This window comes from Mitsuaria sp. MSU3D (assembly GCF_056867975.1).
Genome location: NZ_CP200314.1, coordinates 2,895,445 through 2,917,280 on the forward strand (window position 1 = coordinate 2,895,445; position 21,836 = coordinate 2,917,280).

Below are 21,836 nucleotides of genomic sequence, written 5' to 3' on the forward strand. Positions count from 1 at the left end.
AACTGGGAACGTCGAAGTCAGGTCGGGATCACGCGCCCGACAGCCGGGATGGCGTGAGGATCAATCGACCTCGGCATCGTCGCGATGATGATGATGGTGGTGGTGGTGGACCGCCGCGACCGCCGGAGCGGTCTTGGCGGCGCGCTTCTTGCCGCGCGCCAGGCCGATCAGCCGCATGCCGTGCACGCGCTTGACCGCGATCACGCCATACAGCGCGCCAAGCACCGTCCACCACTTGCCACCGGGCTTCTCGATCCACTGCCAGCGCGCGAGCCACGCATCACTGAGCAGCGGCGGCCGGTAGCAACCGAACTGCGCGCGTTCGACGTCGAAGGACAGCAGTCGCAGCCAGTCGCGCAAGCGCCAGTAGCCGAGGTACTCGCGCTCCTCGGGCAGGTAGAGCCGCGGCGGGCGGCCCAGCATGCGGCCGTTGACGCGGGCGAGATTCTGCCTCACCGCCCACAGGCTGGCGGGGTTCATGCCGAGGATCACGACGCGCCCCTCGGGACGCAGCACGCGCTCCACCTCGCGCAGGCAACGGTGCGGGTCGGCCGCCTGTTCCAGCGTGTGCGGCAGCAGCACCAGGTCCAGGCTGTTGGACTCGAACGGCAGCGCATCGAACTCGCAATAGACCGCCGCGCGGCCCGCGCCGTTCAGGCCCGGGGCGAGTTCGGCCTGCGGCTCGGGCTGGTACTCCAGCGGATGGACGCTCAGTCCCTGCCGCGGCGGGCCGGCGACGCCGTCCTCGAAGGGCCGGTGGTTCAGCGCCAGCCAGCGGTTGGTCATGCGGTTGGTCCGCAGGCCGTGCAGTTGCGGGAAGCCGAGCTGCAGCGCGTGATACCCGAACCAGTCGATGACGGCGGCATCGATGAAGCGCTGTTCCCACGCGAGCAGGTAGCGCCCGGCAGGCGTGCGCAACCAGTGCGCGAACTCCGCCGCGGCGGTGTCCGGCCGGAAGTGCGCCTCTACAATCGGCGGCTTCTCGTCGCTGTCGTCGTCCTGGCCCGGAGTCTTCATCGCTGGGACCTGATCCCCTTGCCTGCATGAACCTGGTCGCCGTTCCCGCCTTCACAGACAACTATCTCTGGCTGCTGCATGACGGCCGGTCGGCGCTCGTGGTCGACCCGGGCGACGCCGCACCGGTGAAGGAAGCGCTGCGCTCGCTGGGACTGGACCTGCAGGGCATTCTAGTGACCCATCACCATGCCGATCATGTCGGCGGCCTGCGCGAGTTGATGCCCTTGCTGGCCGAAGGCGCAAGGATCTGGGGGCCCGCTGGCGAAAGCATGCCAGTGCACGTCGAACCGTTGAGCGAAGGCGACCGCTTCGAGGTCCTCGGCCAGGTCGTCGACGTGCTCGACGTCCCCGGTCACACCGCCGGTCACATCGCTTTCGTGTTGAAGCAGCCCACCGATGGCGGCGCGCCGATCCTGTTCTGCGGCGACACGCTGTTCTCCGCCGGCTGCGGCCGGCTCTTCGAGGGCACGCCCGCGCAGATGCACGAGTCGCTGTCCAAGCTCGCGGCACTCCCCGGGGAAACCCGCGTTTGCTGTGCGCACGAGTACACCTTGTCGAATCTGCGTTTTGCTCGCACAGTCGAGCCCCAGAACGAGGCGGTCGCGCGCCACGAGGCCTGGTGTCTGGCCCGGCGCGAGCAGTCGCTGCCCACCCTGCCCTCCACCATCGCCGTGGAGCTCCAGATCAACCCCTTCCTGCGCTGCGAGCACGCCGCCGTCCGCGAGGCCGCCCAGCGCCGCGATCCGCGCGTCACCTCGCAGCCGGTCTCGGTCCTGGCCGGACTGCGTCAATGGAAGAATGAATTTCGCTGAGCCTCCGATGCATCGACACCTGACCCCGCCCCGCCCGACCGCCCGTTCCCACCGCGCCGCGACCGGCGCGGACGCCGCCTCCCCCCTTCCGCCCACAGCACCGCGAAACGTCCCGCGCTGACGCTGATCGCCGCGCTGCTGCCCCTGGTGCTGGCCGCCTGCGCGACGAACGCGCCGCGGGCCGACAACCAGGAAGCCCAGGCGGTCGCGCAGCAGACAGTGCAGGCGGTGGAGTCCGCGGCCTCCGCCGTCCCGTCGCCGGCCACGCCGGTGGCGCGCGTCGCCACCGCGCCGGAAGAGAAGCTGGACGTGCTGCTCGAGGACAACCTGAACCCCGGCGAGAAGGTCGACCTCGACGCCCCGAAGACGCACGTCGACCTGTGGGCGCGGATGCGCGCCGGCATGGCGATGCCCGAACTCGACAACGACCTGGTCCGCAAGGCCGAGGACTGGTACAGCAGCCGGCCCGACTACGTCGCGCGCATGACCGGCCGCGGCAGCCTCTACCTCTATCACGTGGTCGAGGAAGTCCAGAAGCGCGGCATGCCGATGGAGCTGGCGCTGCTGCCCTTCGTCGAGAGCGCGTTCCGCAACGACGCGCAGTCCAGCGCGAAGGCCGTCGGCATGTGGCAATTCATGCCCGCCACCGGTCGTGACTTCGACCTGAAGCAGAACATCTTCCGCGACGACCGCCGCGACGTGCTGGCCTCGACCAAGGCGGCACTGGACTACCTGCAGCGCCTGAACAAGCTGTTCGACGGCGATTGGCAGCTGGCGCTGGCCGCCTACAACTGGGGCCAGGGCAACGTCAGCAAGGCAGTCGCGCGCAACCAGAAGGCCGGCCTGCCGATCGACTACGACAGCCTGCGCATGCCCGACGAGACGCGCTACTACCTGCCCAAGCTGCAGGCGGTGAAGAACATCGTGATGCGCCCCGAGGCCTACGGCCTGGAGCTGCCGGCGGTGGCGAACCATCCGTACTTCCTGTCGGTCAACATCGACCGCGACATGGACGTCACGCGCGCCGCGCAGCTGGCCGAACTGGACGAGGAGACCTTCCGCCAGTTCAACCCGTCGATGAACAAGCCGGTGATCCTGGCGGCCAGCAGCGGCCAGCTGCTGCTGCCCTACGACAACGCCAGCACCTTCGTCGCCAACCTCGAGAAGCACCGCGGCCCGCTGGCGTCGTGGACGGCCTGGGTCGTGCCGAAGACGATGAAGCCGGCGGATGCCGCGAAGCAGGTCGGCATGAGCGAGACCGGCCTGCGCGAGATCAACCGCATCCCGGCGCGGATGCTGGTGACCAAGGGCTCGACGCTGCTGGTGCCGCGCACCGCGTCGCGCGACCAGGACGTGTCCGAGCACCTGGCCGACAACGCCCGCATCGGCTTCGCGCCCGACGTGCCGCCGATGCGCCGCGTCACGCTCAAGGCCAACAAGGGCGACACGGTGGCCAGCATCGCGCGCCGCTACCGCCTGGGCACGACGCAGCTGGCGCAGTGGAACCGCGTCAGCACCAAGGCCACTTTCAAGCCGGGCCAGCAGGTCGTCGCCTACGTGCGTGAAGGCCAGCAGCTCGCCGCGGCGGAAGCGCCGGCCGCGCCGTCGAAGTCCTCGTCGAGCAAGACGATGAAGTCGGCGAAGGTCACCAAGGTCGCGTCGAGCGCGGCCAACAAGCCGGCCAAGGCCGGCGCGAAGACCCGCAGCGCCAAGGTCGCCGCCAGCGATGGCAAGGGTGGTCGCACCGTGGCGACGAAGACGGCGCTGCGCTGATCCACGGCGCGCGCCAGGAGAAGGACGGGCGCTCGATCGAGCGCCCGTCGTTCATCGGGAATCGCCGGTCACCGCAACTGCGCCAGCAGGTCCTCCGCGCCCTTGTCGATGCCGACCCGGGCCGCGTCGAGCCTCCCGAAGGTGGCGCCCAGGTTCCACGCGTTGGGGTACTGCTTGGTGACGTAGGCCCCGAGCAACTCCTGCGTCGAGGCATCCAGGATCTCGACCGCGTACGAGATCGAGCCGGTGAACGCGCCTTCCTTGCCGCGGACCGCCTGCACCGCGTTGTACGGTCCGCCCGCCAGGTCGAACCGGGTGAAGGTGCTGACGACCCGCGTGGTCGTCTTCGCGCCGGTCAAGGTCAGGCGCACGAGCAGCGTGCCGACGTCGGGAACGGTCGTCAGCCTGAACCGCTGCTCCAACTCCGCGGCGAAGACCCGCCGCATCTCACCCGCCAGCACGGCCTTGTCGTCGTCCGAGATGTCCTCGAACTGATGGTCGGCGCCTCGATACACGATCACCGGGTCCACGATGACCGAGCCGTACTGCCCCCAGTCCACGGTCCTGGGCAGGCGGTAAGGCACATGTCCGCTGTCGTCGGCAGGGTTGGGACGGAGCTCGGGCGTGGACGCCAGGCCGGCATAGGGATAGGGCTGCGGGCTGGCGCAGCCGGTCGACACCGCGGCCACGACGGCCAGCAGGATCAGGCGGCGCAGGGGCAGGCCACGCAAGGGTAGGCCACGCAGGGAGAGCCCGCGCGGGACGAGGCGGCAAGTGGGAAAACGGGTCATCGGATCACCTTCAAGAATGGGTGGGGACACACAGTCCGTGTCGTTCGGAGACGTGTCAGCGACGCGCGCCGCGCCGCCTCGGCCGCTTGCGCGGCAACAGCAGCAGCAGCCACAACCCCAGAAGGTCGATCAGGTGCAGGAAGTAGCTCAGCATCGGGCGCTCCAATACAATACGGTACGGATCAGTACGGTATTGAAGCGGCCGTTGTGGTGTCAAGTTAAATGTACAGATCCGTACTGTTTTGGAGATCAACGATGCGAGTGAGGACCCAGGCAAGACGGGAATCCATCATCGAAGCCGCTGTCGAGCTCTTCGAGGAAGCGGGCTACGAGGGGACGTCGATGAGCGAACTGGCGCGGCGGCTCGGCGGGTCGAAGGCCACGCTCTACGGCTATTTCCCGTCCAAGGAGGAGCTGTTCGTCGCCGTGGTGGAAGCCTTCGCCACGGCGCATCTGGCGGAAGCCACGGCGATCGTCGAGGCGGCGATCGACGGCGGCCCGGCGCTCGCGCCGCTGCTGACGAAGGCGGGCACCTGCGTGCTGCAGGTGATGCTCAACGACCGTCGCGCGATCCTGGTCTACCGGATGGTGATGGCGGAAGCGGGCCGATCGGACCTGGGTCCCCTGTTCCACCGCGCGGGTCCCCAGCAGCTTGTCGACGCCCTGACCCGGCTGTTCGCCGAGGCCATGCAGCGCGGCGTCATCCGCAAGCTGGATCCGACGATCACGGCGATGCAATTCATGTCGCTGCTGACCGCGGAGACGGGGCAGCGCTTGTACGAGAGAAGCCCGCGCCAGATGTCGCGCGCCGAGATCGAGCAGCGCGCGATGCGCGCCGTCGACATGTTCCTGGGCGGCGCGAAGCCACGCGACGAAGCTCGCCCCGGGCGCTGAATCGCATCGTCAGGCGAAGGTCGGGCGAAGGTCGGGCGAAGGTCGGGCGAGGGTCGGGCGAGGGTCAGCCTAAGTCAGGCGAAGAACAGCGCCACGCTGAGCGCCGTGCCGACCGCCCAGGCGAGGCTGCGCAGGCTCGGCTGGTCGGCGATGTAGAGCGCGACATACACGACGCGCGTGACCACGAAAGCGATCGCCAGCAGGTCGATGCGCGACTGCGCGTGCTGCATCTGCTGCGCGGCCAGCACGCCGGCGATGAACAGCGGCAGCGATTCGAAGCTGTTGGCCTGCGCCGCGTTCGCGCGGGCCTGCCAGCCGCCCTGCCGCGTCAGCCAGCCGCGCGGGTCGTGATTGTCGAAGCCGCCGTCGCGGCGGCGCTTGCCGAAGCCCTTGGACTTGGCCAGCGCGGCGCACAGCACCGGCATCAGGCACGCGACGATCAGACAGTAGTTGGCGATGGTCATGGGGTATCCCTCACCGGGTCGGGAGGCGGTGCGTCGACGGTCCGCATCAGGGGGTCGCGCCGGAGCTGATGCGTCAGGTGGACCGGCGATCCACCAGCGCATGCGCGATGGTGCCGAGGTCGACGTACTCGAGCTCGCTGCCCACCGGCACGCCGCGCGCCAGCCGTGTGCTGCGCAGGCCGCGCGCGCGGAGCGCCTCGGCCAGCACATGCGCGGTCGCCTCGCCTTCGGCGGTGAAGCTGGTGGCGAGGATCACCTCCTCCACCTGCCCGTCGGCCGCGCGCTCCAGCAGTTGATCGACGCCGATCTCGCGCGTGGACACGCCATCCAGCGGACTGATCCGGCCCTGCAGCACGAAGTAGTAGCCGAAGTAGGAGGCGGTGCGCTCCATCGCGGCCTGGTCGGCCGGCGATTCGACCACGCACAGCAGCCGCGCGTCGCGCTGCCTGTCCGAGCAGATCGGGCACAGCGGCGCTTCGCTGAAGGTGTGGCACCGCTCGCAATGCCGCACGTTGGTCGCCGCGGACTGCAGCGCGCGGGCCAGCGCGTCGGCGCCGGCGCGGTCGTGCTGCAGCAGGTGGTAGGCCATGCGTTGGGCCGACTTCTGGCCCACGCCGGGCAGGCGCCGCAGGGCCTCGATCAACTGCTCGAGCGCGGTCACCGCAGTCCGATCCGATCGATGATCAGAACGGCGCTCAGAACGGGAACTTCATGCCCGGGGGCATGGGCATGCCGGCAGTCAGCTTGCCCATCTTCTCCGAGCTGACTTCCTCGGCGCGGCGCACGGCGTCGTTGAACGCGGCGGCGACGAGGTCCTCCAGCATGTCCTTGTCATCGGCCAGCAGGCTGGGGTCGATGGCGACGCGCTTGACGTCGTGCTTGCAGGTCATCGTGACCTTCACCAGGCCGGCGCCGGACTGGCCTTCGACCTCGATGTTGGCGAGCTCGTCCTGCGCCTTCTTCAGGTTGTCCTGCATCGCCTGCGCCTGCTTCATCAGGCCTGCGAGTTGACCCTTCATCATGATCGTGATTCCTTGTTCAGAGATTCAATGGGGCGGTGGAGGGCCGCCCCGGAGATGACCCGGAGGTCGATGCGATGGGCGGGATTGTCGCCCACGACGCGCGCCTGCGCTGGCGCCTCGTCGTGGGGTCCTGCGATCGGCCGTCTGCGGTCGAAGGTCGGCGGTCCGCGGCCGGATCTTCAGACCGGCTTGATCGAGCCCGGCAGGATCCTCGCCGTCTTGAACTGCGCGAGCAACTGCTGGACTTCCGGATCTTCCAGGATGATGGTCTCCGCCTGCCGCTGGCGGGCGCGCGTGGCCTGCGTGTCGCGCAGCGCGGGCGAATCGGATGCGCGGCCGGCTTCGATGTCGACCCGCACCGGCTTGCCGACGAAGCCCGCGAGCACCGACTGCAGCTTCTCCAGCAGGCCGGGTTGGCGCAGCGATTCGCGCTCGACGCGGAAACGCCAGCGTTGCGGCTCGGCGGTCTCGTCGATCTCCAGGCATTCGGCCTGCAGCGCCAGCTCGCGCGCCAGCGCGTTCAGGCCCAGTTGGGGCACGACGGCGTACCAGCGCTCGCCCAGCGCCGTCGGCGCGAGCTCGACCTCTTCGATCGCAGTCGACACGTAGATGCCGTTGCCGCCACCGCTGCCGCCGCCTGAATCGCCGGACGACGGCATCGGATCGTCCATGTCCGGCATCGACATGCCGACGGACGCTTCCTCATCGGACGGCGGCGGCACGTCCATCCAGGGCGGCGGACCGTCGTCATCGTGCGGCGGGGACAGGTCCTCGGGCTCCTCGCCGTCGGCCTCGGCCTTCGCGGCGGGCAGCGGCGCGGCGCGCGGGCGCAGGCGCTCGCTGAAACGGGTCGCGGGCGCACCCGCGGTGGCGGCGCGCAACGGACCCGACGGAGCGGGTGCGCGCGGCGCTGCCTGCACTGGCGCCGGCGCTGGTGCCGGCACGGGTTCAGGGGCGGGTGCCGCCGCCACCGGTGTCGGCGCAGGCGCAGGCGCATGCTCAGGCGGTCGCGCAACGGCAGGCTCTGCAAGCTCTGCGGGCGGTGCGGGCGCCGGCGCAGCGGCGTAAGGCGGCGCTTCAGCGACTGCGGCCGCCGGAGCGGGCGACTCAGGGGCCGGCGCCGCTGCGGGCGCTTCCGCAGGCTCGGGTTCGGGTTCGGGCGCCGCCGCTTCGGCAACGCGCGGCACGGCGGGCGCCGGAGCGGGCGCGACCGTCAGCGGTGCCGCGGCTTGCGGCGCGGGCGCGGCGGGCGGACGAGCGACCGGCGCGGCGCTCGCGGCAGAGGCCGGTGCGGGACGCGCCGCGCCTTCGGGCGCCGACGGCTGACGCGCGCCCTGCCCGTTCGGCCGGAACGCCATCATGCGCAGCAGCACCATCGTGAGGCCGGCGTACTCGTCCGGCGCCAGCGGCAGTTCCTGCCGGCCATGCAGCGCCATGCTGTACATCAGCTGGATCTCATCCGCCGGCAGTTGGCCTGCCAGCGGCAGCAGTTCGGCCAGGTCGGGATCGCTCGCGTCGAGCGCGCCCGGCGCCGCCTGCGCGACCGCCAGATGCTGCAGCGCGACCGCCAGATCCTCCAGCGTGCCGCCCGCCGACAGGCCCATGTCTCGCAACCGGTCCGACGCGCCGACCAGCGAGGCGCCATCGCCCGCGATCAATGCGTTCAGGATGCCCAGCACATGGCCGCGGTCGACGCTGCCCAGCATCTGGCGCACGCCGGCTTCCTTGAGCTCGCCGGAGCCGAAGGCGATCGCCTGGTCGGTCAGCGACAGCGCGTCGCGCATCGAGCCGCGCGCGGCGCGGGCGAGCAGGCGCAGGGCGCCGGGCTCGTTCGGGACGTGCTCGTTGGAGAGCACGCGCGTCAGGTGCTCCAGCACCGTCTGCGGCGCCATCGGGCGCAGGTTGAACTGCAGGCAGCGCGACAGCACGGTCACCGGGACCTTCTGCGGATCGGTCGTCGCCAGCACGAACTTCAGGTACTCGGGCGGCTCCTCCAGCGTCTTCAGCATCGCGTTGAAGGCGGTGTTCGAGAGCATGTGCACTTCGTCGATCATGTAGACCTTGAAGCGCCCGATGACCGGCTTGTAGACGGCCTGGTCCAGCAGCTGGGAGATCTCCTCCACGCCGCGGTTGGAGGCGGCGTCCAGCTCGACGTAGTCGACGAAGCGGCCGGCGTCGATGTCGCGGCAGGCGTCGCAGACGTTGCAGGGCTGGGCGGTGATGCCGCCGGTGCCGTCCGGTCCGACGCAGTTCAGCGACTTGGCCAGGATCCGCGACACCGAGGTCTTGCCGACGCCCCGCGTGCCGGTGAACAGATAGGCGTGGTGCAGGCGCTGCTGCGTCAGCGCGTTGGCCAGGGCCTGCACGACGTGTTCCTGACCCATCAGCTCCTCGAACGTGCGGGAGCGGTACTTGCGTGCGAGGACCTGGTAACTCATGGCGGGGCATTCTACGGGGGCGGCTTGGCACGCCCGGACGGGCGGCGGCGGGAACGCGTCCGGGTTTGTCAGGAGAGGCGTTCGGCGCTGACGGATAATCCGCGCCCATGAGCACCCCGCACGATCCCTCCTCCGGCACGCTGAGCTACGAACAGGCCGGCGTCAACTACGACCTGATCGACCCGCTGAAGATCAGCGCCCAGCGCGCCGCGGCCGCGACCGCCGGCCACCTGAGCGCCCACGGCTTCACCGAGGTGAAGGCATCGCGCGGCGAGTCGGCGTACGTCGTCGACGTGGGTCCGTTCTACATCGCGTCGATCGTCGAGTGCCTGGGCACGAAGACGCTGGTGGCCGACGAGATGGCGACGCTGACCGGCAAGAGCTACTACGACGGCATCGCGCAGGACACGATCGCGATGGCGGTGAACGACCTGATCACGGTTGGCGCGACGCCGCTGGTGGTGCAGGCCTACTGGGCCGCGGGCGGCTCGGACTGGTTCGGCGACGCGCAGCGCGCGCAGGCGCTGGTGGCGGGCTGGAAGAAGGCCTGCGACGTCTGCCAGGTCGCCTGGGGCGGCGGCGAGACGCCGGCGCTGGCGGGCATCGTCGAAGGCGGCCGCATCGACCTGGCCGCGTCCTGCACCGGCCTGATCAATCCGAAGGAACGCCTGTCGGTCGGCGACAAGCTGGGCGCGGGCGACGCGATCGTGCTGCTGGCCTCGTCGGGCATCCACGCCAACGGCCTGAGCCTGGCGCGCAAGCTGACGGAGCGCCTGCCGCAGGGCTACCTGACCGAGGTGCAGCCGGGCCTGACCTACGGCGACGCGCTGCTGGCGCCGACGGCGCTGTACTCGCCGGTGACCGAGGCGCTGTACAAGGCCGGCATCACGCCGCACTACTGCGCCAACATCACAGGCCACGGCTGGCGCAAACTGCTGCGCCACCCCGGCAAGTTCACGTACCGCATCCACACGGTGCCGCCGGTGACGCCGGTGCTGAAGTTCATCCAGGACCACGCGCAGCAGGACGATCGCGAGGCGTATTCGACGCTGAACATGGGCGCCGGTTTCGCCATCTTCGTGAAGGCGGACCAGGCGGCGAAGGTGGTGGAGATCGCCAAGGCCTGCGGCATCGACGCATGGGACGCGGGCCGCGTCGAGGATGGCGAGAAGCAGCTGCTGATCGAGCCGCTGGACATCCGCTTCGGGGATGACGATCTGCAACTGCGCTGAGCGGGGTCAGGTCTGAAGGAATGAAGGGCGCTGAGGCGCCCTTCGTCGTTCTTTCGTGATCAATGCGAATCCGCCAGAGCGGCCACCCCCGCTCGATACTTGATCCGACCCGCGATTCGATTCAGGGCGGCTTGAGTACGTCGACATGTTTTCAAAGCTTCATCGCTTTGGCGCGTGGAAACGTTGAGGTCGGTCTTGTAGTCCGCGACGTTCCGCTGTCGCCGCAATTGTCGAAGGCCATCCGCGACCTCGCCCTCTCCACAGTCGACGTAATGCCGCCAGGTGTCAACGTGAGCCGTTGGACACTCATCGTCGATATCTGCCAGGTCCCGCGCAAACAGAAATACACCGTAGTACGCGCGGGAGATGGCACTTCGCGCGTTGGCCTCACCTGCCAATGACGAGAGGTACTCTGCCACCTCGAGGACTTCTCCGGGATTGAAGACTTGGGTTCGCATGTCTCAACTCCACTCCGACACGTGCCGGTCCTCAAAGGGGCCTGCCCTGAAGGACACCATCGCGACGTCGTACGAAGGAAACAGGAGGGGCGACGCCCGACACCTGGTGCGGAACGTGTCCATCATTTGATCTTCATCGTCGGAGACCACCTTGGCGAATCCCCAGACCAGGAACCAGGGGAACCGCTCTTGGGTATCCATGTCGTGATGGATCTCCACGCTGATCTGCCGATCACCGACGCAGAGCGCCAATTCCTCAACCAGGCGGTCCAGATCGGCGCGGGACACCGCCGGATATCGATGGCAGTACCAGGCGAGGATGTCCGCGTAGTCCTCGGTTCCTCGCAGCGCCTGCAAGTTGTAGGGCCACTCGTGCGGCGAGCACGGATCCATGCACGGTCGGAACTGGTAAGGCGCCTGCCCCTTGCTGTGGACCCAGACGAACCTCGGGCTCAGCCAAGAGCGCTCCACTTCGGATATCGCGGCACCCACCGGCGGCGTCGCGTCTTCAAACTCGACTCGATTCAACATCGTCACTGCCTTTCCATCACCGACCCACGTCGATGCAATGCGCTCATTCTCGGAATCGAGAGGCGTTCTGCCATGACTCAAAGTTGTGGGTGACGGGGGATGCGGAGAGGGCCCTCTTCCGAGGGAAGTCGGGGGATTTGCCGGGCGCCCTGCCCGCCTCGCGTTCCCCAGGTTGACATCCCCCCGCCGGGTGACGAAGCTCCCCGGTCATGGACTGGTTCTACGGCCCGATGGTGAAGATGCATGCGCTGCTGGCGTGGTGCAGCATCGGGCTGTTCCTCGTCCGCGGGCTGGCGCATCAGTTCGGCGCCGCGTGGGTGGCGGACGAACGGCTGCGCACGCTGGTGTTCAGCAGCCACGTGCTGATCGTCGTGTCCGGCCTGAGCCTGTGGGGCGCGCTGCACCACGACCCGCGCTACGAGCCCTGGATGACGGCGAAGTTCATCGCGCTGGGCGTCTACTTCGCGACCGGGCACTGGGCCTTCGGGCGCGGGGAGTTCCGCATCCTCGGCTACGTGCTCGCGCTGGTGGCGCTCGCGTATGTGATGGCGGTGTCGGTGACGCGTCAGGTCTTGCTCGGGCTCTGAGACGCGCCTCGATCGGTCGAGGAATCGGTGCTGGACGGCCGTTCGGTCGACGGGCGATCACGCCAACGACGCGGGCTTGACGCCGCCTCGCCTAGCCGGGCGTAGGATCGTCCGATGCCCTCGAACACCCTCATCCACGACGCCGCGCAGCGCGGCTACACGAGCGCCTCCGACAACTACCAGCGCGGTCGCCCCGAGTACCCCGACGCCCTCGCCGGTTGGCTGGGCGAGGCGCTCGGCGTCCAGGCGGGCGCGCGGGTCCTCGATCTCGGCGCGGGCACCGGCAAGTTCACGAAGCTGCTGGCGCGCACCGGCGCGACGGTGACAGCGGTCGAGCCGGTCGACGCGATGCGCGCGCGTCTCTCGGAAAGCCTGCCCGGCGTGCAGGCGCTCGCGGGCACGGCGGAGTCCATCCCGCTGGCGGACGGCGCTGCGGACGTGCTCGTCTGCGCCCAGGCCTTCCACTGGTTCGCGAACGGCCAGGCGCTGCGAGAGATGCATCGTGTGCTGCGGCCCGGCGGACGACTGGGCCTGATCTGGAACGTGCGGGACGAATCGCGCGACTGGGTCGCCGAGATCACAGAGATCGTCACCCCCTACGAGGGCGATGCGCCGCGCTTCTACAAGGGCACGTGGAAGCAGCCCTTCGAGGGACAGTCGCTCTTCGGACCGCTGCAGCGGACGGTGCTCCCGCACAGCCACGTGGGAACGTTCGAGCAAGTGGTGCTCGACCGCATCCTGTCGGTGAGTTTCATCGCCGCGCTGCCGGAGGCGGAACAAGCGATCGTCGCGGATCGGCTGCGTGCCTTGAAGGATCGCTACGCGGAACTGCGCGCGCCGACGATCGCGTTCCCCTACGCCACCGAGGCGTGGCTCGCCGAGCGGCTCGTCACGGCGTGAACGCGGCCGCCAGGTCGGGGACGCAGGTGGGACTCTCCAGACGGTTCGCGAGGAACGCGGAGACCCGCCTCGTGTAGTCCTCGGGCGCGAAGTCGAACAGGTCCACATGGGCCGCGCCCGGGACCATCCACAAGGACTTGGGTTCGGCGGCGACGGCGAAGAGCCGCTGCGTCTCCGCGACGGTGGTGTGGCGGTCGTTGCTGCCGGAGATCACCAACAGCGGCGCGTGCAATTCGGCGATGTGGTCGATCGGGCGCAGTTGCTGCGCGGTGACGTCGAGCTGAAGCGGCAACTGCGACAGCAGCAGCGGCGACAGTCCGCCGGCCCAATCGCCGAGATGCAGCTTGAGCCGGTCGGAGACCGCGTCCTCGATCGTCGGGTACATCGACTCCAGCACCACGGCGTCGATCCGCGGCCGGTCTCGCGCCAGCACGGTCGACGCGGCGCCCAGCGAGACGCCGATGACGCCACGCCGCTCGCAAGGCGCCTCCTTGGCGAGGAACTCGAGCGCGGCGACGACGGCTTCGGACTCGCGCCAGCCGAAGGTGATGGCGGTGCCGCCGCTCTCACCGTGGCCGGGCAGGTCGATCAACAGCGCGCCGCGTCCCTGACGATGCAGCAGCTGCGCGCGTCGCAGCATCTGGCGGCGATCGCCGCGCACGCCGTGCAGCAGGAGGACGGCGCCGAGGCCGGGACGACCGGGGCTCCACCAGCCCGACACGAGCACGTCGGAGGACGTCACCAACTGGATCTGCCGCGCCTGCAGCACCGGCGGCGGCGCGCCGATCGGGCGGAAGGCCGGTGCGGCGAGTTCCCGACCGGCGAGCCAGAGCGCCCCGACACCGAGGACGGCGAGCGCGACGGTCACAAGGAGGATCCGCGCCAGCCGTCTCATCGTGATCCGATCAGACCAGCTTCCAGCCGGCCAGCCAGAGCTGGTGGACGGCGGCGGCGTGGAGCTCGCGACGCAGGGCGGCGGGACGTTCGCCGGGCCGCGCGACGCGCGGCGAGCTGAGCCACTGCGGGCCGACCTCGCGCGAGAAGCGGGCGCGCCCATGGCGATCGGCGCGCAGCAGCGCGAGGCGCCAGGCGGCGTTCAGGCGATGGGATTGGCCGTCGTCGGCGAGCGCGCCGATCCAGTCGTCGGCCTGGAGGCGGAACGCGGCCTTGAGCAGTTCGAGGTCGGACGGGAAGCGGGAGAACTCGGCGACCGGTTCGCCCCAGGGGTCGCGCAGGGTGCGCGGGGGCTGGGCGGGCGCGGTGGTGGCGGCGCGAGCGGCGCGGCGGCGAGACAGCAGCGAATCGAACTGGGCGAGACGAGCGGACATGAAAAAACTCCGAGAGCCCACAGAGATCACCGGCGTTTGCCGGCCCGGGGGCAGTCGGAGCCGCAACGCTTTAGCCGCATTTGTTGATCGCCCGCAAGTAGTTGGTAAATCGGCGATGGCACTGGAGGGCTGGCGCCCGCGAGGTCCGGAACGGATTTAACCACAGGCGCGACGGGTGAGTCGACGGCGGAGCGGTGTTGTTCGCACGCGGGTCGCACGGCGAGAAGTGCGCGACGGCGCGAACGGGGGCGGCTCGTCCGGAGCCCCTCGAAAGCTCGGATAGAATGCGAGGTGACGGGCCTCCTCGCATGGAAGCGCGGCCAACCGGGTCAGATGGGGAACCAAGCAGCCCTAACCGTTGTGACCAGTGCCGAGGGTAAGGCTCGTCAACCTCATTCAAGTGAAAACCGCCGGGAGGCGGTTTTTTCGTTTGTGGGCGCCCATGCGGCGGAGCCGCAGAACTAGTCGGACCACTTTGAGGGGCAATACATGGCACCACAGCGATGGAACCTTGCGGAACTTCGATCATTGGTTCACGCCCGGCACGGCTCCGATCAACTTCGGAAACTCAATCCGCCCCTTCGGTCGGCGATTGAGCGCGAGTACTACGCCGGCTTCCACTACCACTCAACGATGGACCTGATGAAGGAAGCCATCGGCGACCGAGATGACACCGATGTACTGGAAGAACTGGTCCTCATGGCGGGTGAAGAAGGGTCAGATCGATTCGGCGAGGCCCGGTATCAAGCCGCCGCACACGTCGTCGCCTGCTTGCAGAGCCTTCACGCCAGGGCAGACACGTTAAGCCACGTTCTCTTTTTCGCCCTCGGCATGGACCTCGATCGAGCTACCCAGCTTGGGGAGCGTCAGGTAGACCTCAGGAGAGTTTCAAGTGCCGTTGCCGAAATGACCGATGGTGCAGCCCTATCCACGTTGCTTCAGGAACTCAGCGGGCACGCAGGCTTCAAGTACGTTGATGATCTGGTGAACTACTCCAAGCATCGATCCATCGTTGACACGGCCTACAGCGTCTCATTCCAAGAGCAACGACACGGCCTGCCGACGCAGACGGCGAGCCGAATCGCCGATCTGCTACCGCACCGTTGGCAAGCTAAAGGCTGAACCGCGTGACCTCAAACTCAACGAACTCGGCGCCTGAGGGCACTTCGCCGAAGTCGATGACGAATCCGCACACCTGCACGAGCCCGCTATGAGGGTCGATAACCTGCCCGCAACCGCTGTAGGAATGCGTGCCCGTGCGGTCCAACCGCTGGCGCGCAGCAAGTTCCCGCTCGGCGGCCGGCCAGTCTTCAAAATATGGTGACTGCAGCTTCACGACGAAGTCCGCGTGCAGCCGATTCCCGACGTAGTCGCCCACGTCACAAGCACACGGATAGCAAAAGGCAACGAGTTGCCCAGATTCGCTGTTCAACGTGACGAACGCACCTTCCGAGGTCGGGTCAATGCGCTCGACCTCGGCCACTAACAGGTCTCGCATGCCCGGAGATTAACCGTCAAGGTGGCCGTTCGTTTACTGGGCGCTCACCTAGGGCGCCGGTAAGGTGAGTTACATCGGCGGCAGTAGCGGGGCGCGTCCGTTGACCCAGGGCACCTTGGCCCACTCAACGTCCTCATCAAGGGCTCTAGCTTCAGCATTAGAGAACCAGACCCCGTGCGCCTCAACCTGGAAGGGCTCCCCCGTGGTTGTACGCACCGCCTGCGCGATTCCATGGAAATTGCGCTGCAAGAGCAAAGCGGTCGGCACAACTTCCGTCAAGAACACGGCATCAGCAGGCGCCGCACTCCCTACGGGGACAAGGCGAAATTTGCGCCGCCCACTCGGCTCCTGGCACAAGGCCACTTGATAGAGCTTGCTCTCATCGACTTCGCTTCTGAGCCACATCCCGCAATTCTGCCGCAGCGGTCTTCATGGCTCCTGGCCTTCAAACCAGCGCCGCGAGCGCGTCCACGAACCTCATCGAGTCCACTGTGGCACCTGGTGGGGGCACCTTCTGATTCCCACCCGGCGCAGGCCAAGCCCAAATCGCTTGCCTGAAACTGGCGCAACGCTTGCGTTCCCAGAACTCTTCCATCCCGGCAATGAGGATGCCCCGCGACTCGATCTTCAACGGCTTCGCGCTGTACAGCTCCAAGGTGCCCCCCGCGCTGCCACACCTCCGGCACGACGCAGCAGTACCACGCACCGCGCCCATCCCGCCTGTCGTACGCTCTCGGCACGAAGCTGAGATGGCCCACGACGGGGGTCTGAAGGCGAAGCTCAGCGGGCGTCAGCTTGACACCTAGCTTGCGGAGGCAGAGGGCGTGGACCAACATGGCGACTACTGTATATTAATACAGTGTGGCAATTGACCTGTTGGAGGCGAGCGTGCTGTACCAAGTTTTCATGCACCAAGTCGCGGTTCTTCATCGAGACCTTGAGGGCGCCGAGCTGGTGGTCCGTCGTGTGCTGGAGGAGTGCCTAGGAGGGCCGCAAGGGGTCATTGAGGCCCACCTTGCTGCGCCCCAGCTCCTGACCCCTCATCTGCCGGCCAACGATGCTCAGCGTGCGGCGGCGAGTCGAGGGTGGGCGGCGGTTGAGATGGCGCTGAATGCGGCCCGCACGCAGTTCCCTGCGTTGGCCTTGAGGCTGGATGACGAGGCCCTTGCGGAGGCCCTTGCCGAAGAGTTCGTGACCATCGAGCCGCTGCCGGTCTGACACTTCGGCGATACACAGCGAATGGGTTGGTGCAGCGATAGGGCTGAGCAGCATTCAGCCATGGCGCGCAGCGCCAAGGTGATCACAGGGTACAAACGGTTCAGGGAACGTTCTGTGTAGCCGCCAGCTAGGTTTCGGAGTAGCGTCAAAGCTGGCGGGATTGACATGCTTTCTCACAGACGCGCCCTAAAAAATGAATGATCTCAAGCAACCAAGCCTTCCACCGATGTTCGGCGGCGTAGCGAACGGCTCAGTGATTTGGAAGCGCATCGCGGACATTGATCACGGGCTTCTCGGATACTTTCTGACGTGCCATCTTTTGATTGAGCACTATATGGATGAGTACCTAAAAGCAACCCTTCCGCGACTCGATTGGGAAAAGCCTAGATTGACATTCGGACAGCGAATCAATCTGCTTACCTGGAAGGTTCTGGTAAGTGATGAGAAATATGACCCCATCCCGGCTATAAAACACATGAACACGCTGAGGAATAAAATCAGTCATCGGCTGGAAATAAAACTTGACTTGAGCGCCCTACAGCCACTAGAAGACTACTTGCGTAAGGTGTCGTCACCACGACCCTATACGCCTCCAACTGATCCTAAAGAGTTGTTGGAGGCATTCGTAGGGACTTGCTGTGCCACATTTGCGAGTCACCTATCCTTTCAGCATCGCCAATACCCTAACAGCTAAAGCCGAAAAATGTAGGCGCTCTCGGAAAAATGGCTTTGGCCGGATTGATCCACCAAATGCAATAGAGCCTGTTTTTGGAAATTCTACAATTTAAAGACGCCTTTGCAGCTATCTCATGTCAAATCCAAAACCACACCAGCCGCTCGAAGCTCGGGTACTTGATTGGCTCCAGGGGGAGGGCTATCCGCTGGAGTTTAAGACCGCGCAAATTCTTCGGGAATGCGGCTTCCAAGTTGACCAAGGGAAGCATTATCGTTCTGACGATGAAACCCCTAGGGAAATTGATGTTGTCGGGGACGTTGCGATGGAGAAGGATGGCACCTTCTTGCGAGTATCCCATTACATTGAATGCAAATGGAGCAAAGGATACCCGTGGATCGTCTTCTCTTCTGATCATGCCAGCATCGCGCCCAGTGCCTGCGTGGCTCAGACACAAGGGAACGATTTGGCGACATCTGCCCTATGGTGTTTGGCAGGTGATCCAACATTGCACGAACTGAGCATTTTCGACACTCCGCGCCGGGTGGGATTTGGTGGAAGGCAAGCGTTCAATAAGGGGAAGGATCAGTTCTATTCGGCGATGCAGGGTGTGATCAGTGCAACGCAGGCGGAGGTCGCGGAAGAGAATAGCCCGCGTGGAGATGTTCATGCTGAACTAAAATACGGGGAGGTCGGTCTTCCCCTCATCGTGATCGAAGGCGAATTGTTCGAATGCTTTTGGGATGAGTCTTTGCAGGGAATGCAGATTCAGGCAAAAAATCATATTCGGCTACATTGGCAAGGTGCCTCCTCATGGCACTTACGGGCGTCCGTAGATATCGTCACTATCGACGGCCTACATGCATTCATGAGCCGCCGTCGTGTGGAGAGCGAAGAGCTTCTGATGAAGATGTCCAACACCGTGGCCGAGTTTCGCGCTTGCCTTAGCGAGGGCACGATGGAATCCATAACTGTTACCCGGGGAGGGCGAGGCTACACGGGACGCCCCGCGTTTTTGAGACGCCTGCATCACGCGGTCTCAAATCCAGACAGCTCTCTAGCATCCATTCCTGGAAAGCCTAGCGTCAATAGCGATGACAGGCCGAGAGAGTAGCAAGGCGCTTTGACAGACGACCTCTTACCTTCTGATTCATTCGACATTCGTATACGGCGGGACAAAATCCGGCGATAAGTGCTCTGGACCCTTTGTCTAGAAGACAGCCTAATGGCAAGGCATCCGTGCTCTTCGCATCTTCCTTGTTGTAGAACTCCGAAGGTTGCGGCGGATCAAGGCCTCGGCAGCGGATTTGCTGCTCCTCAGCCACGCGAGCAAAAACCACATCGTCCGCTGGACACCGATGTCCTGAGACCGTTCATCAGTCATCGTTCGTCATTAGGCGGTCGCGGAGTTAGGCAATGCACGGCGCTGCTTCGATAGACACGCCGCGCACCTTCACCGCAACACCCGTCAATTGCTCCAACTCGATCCCATCGCGAAACACGCATCCGCGCCTTTGCTCGCCAGAGATGAGTTGCCCGTTGACATGTTCAATACCCATTCACGAGGAAGCCTTCTTTGCCGGCTCTGTCAGTTGCTTGCGGGGCGAGGCGGCGGGGACGAAGCCGCTTCCGGTGAGGCCGATTTCATCAACTTCACAGAGGAAGCACCGGATTCGGGGGAGGTCGCGGGTGTGTCGACATTCGGCGTGGCGACTTGCGCGTTAGAGCCGCGGAAGCCGACGTATGCGATGCCGATTAGCGATGCGATCATGACTGCGGCGCTGATCCATTTCATCCAGCGGTACCACCGCTCTCCAGACTTCACTCGCTCCCATTCCAACTTTAAGACCTTTGACGAAGTAGCAATAAGTTTGGCTGCTTCGTCCATGATCGCCTCGCTCTCCTTGAACGCCTTGAACTCGCTATTTCCAAAGAGGTCTTCAATTTTCGTGATGGAGCCAAGAAGTTCTGAGTTCAAATCACGCAGCTTGGCGGACGAATCGGCTGCGTTAATTCGAAGACGGATGCTGGTTTCGGCGGTCGCATACCTACGGTAGGACTCGGCCACCGCCTTCATTTCATCCTGTGCAGTATGTTGCGTACCCTCCGACTGTAGGGCCTTTACCGTGTACACGGTTTCGACAACGCCAGCATAGTAATCGGCGAGTTCCTTACGGAGAGCATCGATCCATGCCTGCCTATGGTCCGAGGTCTTTCCCTCTTTAGCAATCACCAGGCCGATGAGCGATATGCCGCCTGCAAAGAGCGCAACGGTAACCGCCGCGAGTGGCGCGTACAGCGTTGCGAACAGTTGATCTGTCATGGATATTAAGAGGGGTTTGGGAAGACACGTATTGTGCCCGGAGCCGTTTAGAACGGCTTGGCTATTCGCCGTTCAGGTGCAACTGAGAGGCAGACTGCAAGGGACATGGCAGTCGGACAGGTGACGATGGTCACGCTATGGCTTGGTCGAGGCCACCTACATTGAAGGCGCTCGAATCGAAATGAGTGACAGCTGCATTCGAAGTACCGTCTCAGGACCTCCCTCATGGCGAACGCACGTATCCCTGGCCCGTTGTGCGCCACAGACTCGCAGCTCATCGACAAGGGCACGATGTGTCGATCCCGTTCGCCGAGCCCTGGGCCCACTGGCTTGGCATTGGCCGCGGAAGGCGCGGCCTTTGTGCAAGAGGCTGACGCCGGGTTGCAGATCGTCCTGACCCCGATCCAGTTGGCGGCGGTACTGGCAGGCGAGACCGTAGAGTCTGAGCCCTCACTGTCCAGCAGACTTTGGGGCATCGGGAAGCTCGTTGGAGGAGCACTGGAACTCGTGGGCGCCGGGGGGCTCCTGCTGGTGCCGGAACCGACCGCGCTCACCAAGGTCGCGGGAGCCACGCTCGGCGTCCACGGCGTGGATACCACCACGTCGGCCATCCGCCAAATCGCCACAGGCAAGGACACCTCAACGCTCACGGCGGAATCGGCCAAGGCCCTCTCGGCTGCGCTTGGCGCAGACCCCAAGACCGCCGAGATGATCGGGCTCGGGGCTGACATCGCCATCCCCCTGTTGGCTGGCGGCGTGGGGGCACTTCGGGCCCTGGCCGTGCGGAGAGGGACCATCAGTCTCGCGGCGGAGGAGGCTGCGGGTGGTCACACCATCCTGAAGCATGTGGGGAAGACTGAGGCTCAGCTTCGAGTTCGCCTAGCCGCCGAGACACGCATCCCCGCCGCTACGACGTTTCGCACACTGGCCGACGCAGAGCGCCACGTGAGTGCTGCGGTCCGGGCCAACGCCGCACAGATTGAAGCGTGGGCGAAGACGGCTCAAGTCGGCAGTCGCCCGTTCTCCTTCCCCTACCAAGCGTCCATGTCCGTCGGCGAAGGGGTGGTGCGTGCCACCGGGCAGTTCCAGCAGATGACCCGGTTGATGGTCGTGTTCCGCAGGGTTCAACAACAAAATCGCGTCTACTTCATCCTCACCGCTTACCCCATACCTTGACCATGCCAGTCATTCATACCAAGGGTCAGCAGCTCTTCCCCGAGTTGACCGCGTTCATGGGTGGCTATTTCCACCAGGACTTCGACATCAACGGCGACAGCCTCGAAGAAGTGGTGGCCGCGTTCGTGGCCGATAGCGATGCCCCACTCCGCCGCCTACTCATAGGCGACATTGACGGATTCTTGGAAACCGGCGAGGTCGGCATGGAAGAGCGCTTCCAGGAATACTTTCGCCCGGACATCATCCCAACCGGGTTCCGCCCGACCACACGCGAATTCCTCTTGGCGATTCGCGGGGAGCTGGAAGCCGCCCAAGCTCGGTCCAACTGACAGTTTTGCGACCGTCGCGAGGTACAGGCCGCATAGCTGATACATTCCCGCCTGCGGACCCAGACTGTGTACCGACACGTCTACCTCATCGGCCACAACCCCGATGAACACTGGGCTCTCGTCGTGCACCGGGGAGGGTAAGGCTCGTCAACCTCATTCAAGTGAAAACCGCCGGGAGGCGGTTTTTTCGTTTTGGGGACGGACCTATTTGTTGCAGGCGCAGCCGCCAGTGATATGGAAAGTTTCTGTCGCGGCGATACACGAATCGCCGCACGCCTTGCCAGTGCTGCATACCCGGCAACAGCTGCCACCGTCGTCACCTCCACCTCCGCAAGCAGAGAGCGGGATGGACGCCGTCACAGCGAGCGGCGC

Annotated in this window: 23 protein-coding genes and 1 other RNA gene; 12 read left to right on the forward strand and 12 right to left on the reverse strand. The window is 65.8% G+C overall.

Annotation, left to right across the window (positions count from 1 at the left end):
* Positions 1-60 precede the first annotated feature (60 nt).
* Positions 61-1,017, reverse strand: coding sequence for a class I SAM-dependent methyltransferase (locus AC1VNM_RS12720; RefSeq protein WP_483107152.1), 957 nt, complete (start codon positions 1,015-1,017; stop codon positions 61-63).
* Between the two features lie 26 nt (positions 1,018-1,043).
* Between AC1VNM_RS12720 and gloB the strand changes: the two genes are divergently transcribed.
* Positions 1,044-1,829, forward strand: a complete 786-nt coding sequence (gene gloB / locus AC1VNM_RS12725) for a hydroxyacylglutathione hydrolase (RefSeq protein ID WP_483107153.1) — start codon at positions 1,044-1,046, stop codon at positions 1,827-1,829.
* A gap of 147 nt (positions 1,830-1,976) precedes the next feature.
* Complete coding sequence (locus AC1VNM_RS12730; RefSeq protein ID WP_483107154.1) at positions 1,977-3,602, forward strand: transglycosylase SLT domain-containing protein; 1,626 nt, start codon at positions 1,977-1,979, stop codon at positions 3,600-3,602.
* Positions 3,603-3,670: 68 nt separating this feature from the next.
* On the opposite strand, the gene AC1VNM_RS12735 is transcribed toward AC1VNM_RS12730, so the two are convergent.
* Positions 3,671-4,333 (reverse strand): DUF3313 domain-containing protein, encoded by a 663-nt coding sequence (locus tag AC1VNM_RS12735; protein WP_483107155.1) that lies wholly within the window; start codon positions 4,331-4,333, stop codon positions 3,671-3,673.
* Positions 4,334-4,648: 315 nt separating this feature from the next.
* Between AC1VNM_RS12735 and AC1VNM_RS12740 the strand changes: the two genes are divergently transcribed.
* Positions 4,649-5,287, forward strand: a complete 639-nt coding sequence (locus AC1VNM_RS12740) for a TetR/AcrR family transcriptional regulator (RefSeq protein WP_483107156.1) — start codon at positions 4,649-4,651, stop codon at positions 5,285-5,287.
* A 74-nt stretch (positions 5,288-5,361) separates the two neighbouring features.
* Here AC1VNM_RS12740 and AC1VNM_RS12745 read toward each other — a convergent pair whose 3' ends face one another.
* The 4 genes from AC1VNM_RS12745 to dnaX all read right to left on the reverse strand — a co-directional run bounded on the left by AC1VNM_RS12745 (position 5,362) and on the right by dnaX (position 9,211).
* Positions 5,362-5,751, reverse strand: a complete 390-nt coding sequence (locus tag AC1VNM_RS12745) for an MAPEG family protein (protein WP_377153063.1) — start codon at positions 5,749-5,751, stop codon at positions 5,362-5,364.
* A gap of 73 nt (positions 5,752-5,824) precedes the next feature.
* A complete protein-coding gene (gene recR / locus AC1VNM_RS12750) occupies positions 5,825-6,412 on the reverse strand; it encodes a recombination mediator RecR (RefSeq protein ID WP_483107157.1) in 588 nt (195 codons plus the stop codon).
* A gap of 34 nt (positions 6,413-6,446) precedes the next feature.
* On the reverse strand, positions 6,447-6,773 hold the full coding sequence (locus AC1VNM_RS12755) for a YbaB/EbfC family nucleoid-associated protein (RefSeq protein ID WP_377153060.1): 327 nt from the start codon (positions 6,771-6,773) through the stop codon (positions 6,447-6,449).
* 179 nt (positions 6,774-6,952) lie between these two features.
* Complete coding sequence (gene dnaX, locus AC1VNM_RS12760) at positions 6,953-9,211, reverse strand: DNA polymerase III subunit gamma/tau (protein ID WP_483107158.1); 2,259 nt, start codon at positions 9,209-9,211, stop codon at positions 6,953-6,955.
* Between the two features lie 107 nt (positions 9,212-9,318).
* Between dnaX and AC1VNM_RS12765 the strand changes: the two genes are divergently transcribed.
* The gene (locus tag AC1VNM_RS12765) at positions 9,319-10,443 is read left to right on the forward strand and encodes an AIR synthase-related protein (protein ID WP_331613085.1); all 1,125 of its coding nucleotides are present in this window, start codon (positions 9,319-9,321) and stop codon (positions 10,441-10,443) included.
* A 59-nt stretch (positions 10,444-10,502) separates the two neighbouring features.
* Here AC1VNM_RS12765 and AC1VNM_RS12770 read toward each other — a convergent pair whose 3' ends face one another.
* A complete protein-coding gene (locus AC1VNM_RS12770; RefSeq protein ID WP_483107159.1) occupies positions 10,503-10,901 on the reverse strand; it encodes a hypothetical protein in 399 nt (132 codons plus the stop codon).
* 3 nt (positions 10,902-10,904) lie between these two features.
* Positions 10,905-11,432: a hypothetical protein gene (locus AC1VNM_RS12775; RefSeq protein ID WP_483107160.1), complete on the reverse strand. Its 528-nt coding sequence runs from the start codon at positions 11,430-11,432 to the stop codon at positions 10,905-10,907.
* Between the two features lie 209 nt (positions 11,433-11,641).
* Between AC1VNM_RS12775 and AC1VNM_RS12780 the strand changes: the two genes are divergently transcribed.
* Both AC1VNM_RS12780 and AC1VNM_RS12785 read left to right on the forward strand, forming a co-directional pair.
* Entirely contained in the window at positions 11,642-12,019 is a 378-nt protein-coding gene (locus AC1VNM_RS12780; RefSeq protein ID WP_377153053.1) for a SirB2 family protein, read from the forward strand.
* 114 nt (positions 12,020-12,133) lie between these two features.
* Complete coding sequence (locus AC1VNM_RS12785; RefSeq protein ID WP_483107161.1) at positions 12,134-12,919, forward strand: class I SAM-dependent methyltransferase; 786 nt, start codon at positions 12,134-12,136, stop codon at positions 12,917-12,919.
* Here the strand turns inward: AC1VNM_RS12785 and AC1VNM_RS12790 are convergent.
* A complete protein-coding gene (locus AC1VNM_RS12790) occupies positions 12,909-13,787 on the reverse strand; it encodes an alpha/beta hydrolase (protein WP_483107162.1) in 879 nt (292 codons plus the stop codon). The two genes, AC1VNM_RS12785 and AC1VNM_RS12790, sit on opposite strands and share 11 nt — an antisense overlap.
* 37 nt (positions 13,788-13,824) lie before the next feature.
* A complete protein-coding gene (locus AC1VNM_RS12795; protein WP_483107163.1) occupies positions 13,825-14,247 on the reverse strand; it encodes a hypothetical protein in 423 nt (140 codons plus the stop codon).
* 293 nt (positions 14,248-14,540) lie between these two features.
* Between AC1VNM_RS12795 and ffs the strand changes: the two genes are divergently transcribed.
* Positions 14,541-14,638: signal recognition particle sRNA small type (ffs, locus tag AC1VNM_RS12800), an RNA gene on the forward strand.
* A 251-nt stretch (positions 14,639-14,889) separates the two neighbouring features.
* Positions 14,890-15,369 carry a hypothetical protein gene (locus tag AC1VNM_RS12805; RefSeq protein ID WP_483107164.1) on the forward strand — a complete coding sequence of 160 codons (480 nt, stop codon included), beginning with the start codon at positions 14,890-14,892 and terminating at the stop codon, positions 15,367-15,369.
* Here AC1VNM_RS12805 and AC1VNM_RS12810 read toward each other — a convergent pair.
* Positions 15,359-15,745: a hypothetical protein gene (locus AC1VNM_RS12810; protein ID WP_483107165.1), complete on the reverse strand. Its 387-nt coding sequence runs from the start codon at positions 15,743-15,745 to the stop codon at positions 15,359-15,361. The genes AC1VNM_RS12805 and AC1VNM_RS12810 overlap by 11 nt on opposite strands.
* An 888-nt stretch (positions 15,746-16,633) precedes the next feature.
* On the opposite strand from AC1VNM_RS12810, the gene AC1VNM_RS12815 reads away from it, so the two are divergent.
* Both AC1VNM_RS12815 and AC1VNM_RS12820 read left to right on the forward strand, forming a co-directional pair.
* Positions 16,634-16,963, forward strand: a complete 330-nt coding sequence (locus tag AC1VNM_RS12815; protein WP_483107166.1) for a hypothetical protein — start codon at positions 16,634-16,636, stop codon at positions 16,961-16,963.
* Positions 16,964-17,772: 809 nt separating this feature from the next.
* Positions 17,773-18,750 carry a hypothetical protein gene (locus tag AC1VNM_RS12820; RefSeq protein ID WP_483107167.1) on the forward strand — a complete coding sequence of 326 codons (978 nt, stop codon included), beginning with the start codon at positions 17,773-17,775 and terminating at the stop codon, positions 18,748-18,750.
* A gap of 474 nt (positions 18,751-19,224) precedes the next feature.
* On the opposite strand, the gene AC1VNM_RS12825 is transcribed toward AC1VNM_RS12820, so the two are convergent.
* The gene (locus AC1VNM_RS12825; protein ID WP_483107168.1) at positions 19,225-19,959 is read right to left on the reverse strand and encodes a hypothetical protein; all 735 of its coding nucleotides are present in this window, start codon (positions 19,957-19,959) and stop codon (positions 19,225-19,227) included.
* A gap of 225 nt (positions 19,960-20,184) precedes the next feature.
* On the opposite strand from AC1VNM_RS12825, the gene AC1VNM_RS12830 reads away from it, so the two are divergent.
* Together AC1VNM_RS12830 and AC1VNM_RS12835 are read left to right on the forward strand one after the other, a co-directional pair.
* Positions 20,185-21,135, forward strand: a complete 951-nt coding sequence (locus tag AC1VNM_RS12830; RefSeq protein ID WP_483107169.1) for an RNase A-like domain-containing protein — start codon at positions 20,185-20,187, stop codon at positions 21,133-21,135.
* Between the two features lie 2 nt (positions 21,136-21,137).
* Complete coding sequence (locus AC1VNM_RS12835) at positions 21,138-21,464, forward strand: contact-dependent growth inhibition system immunity protein (protein ID WP_483107170.1); 327 nt, start codon at positions 21,138-21,140, stop codon at positions 21,462-21,464.
* Positions 21,465-21,836: the final 372 nt, after the last annotated feature.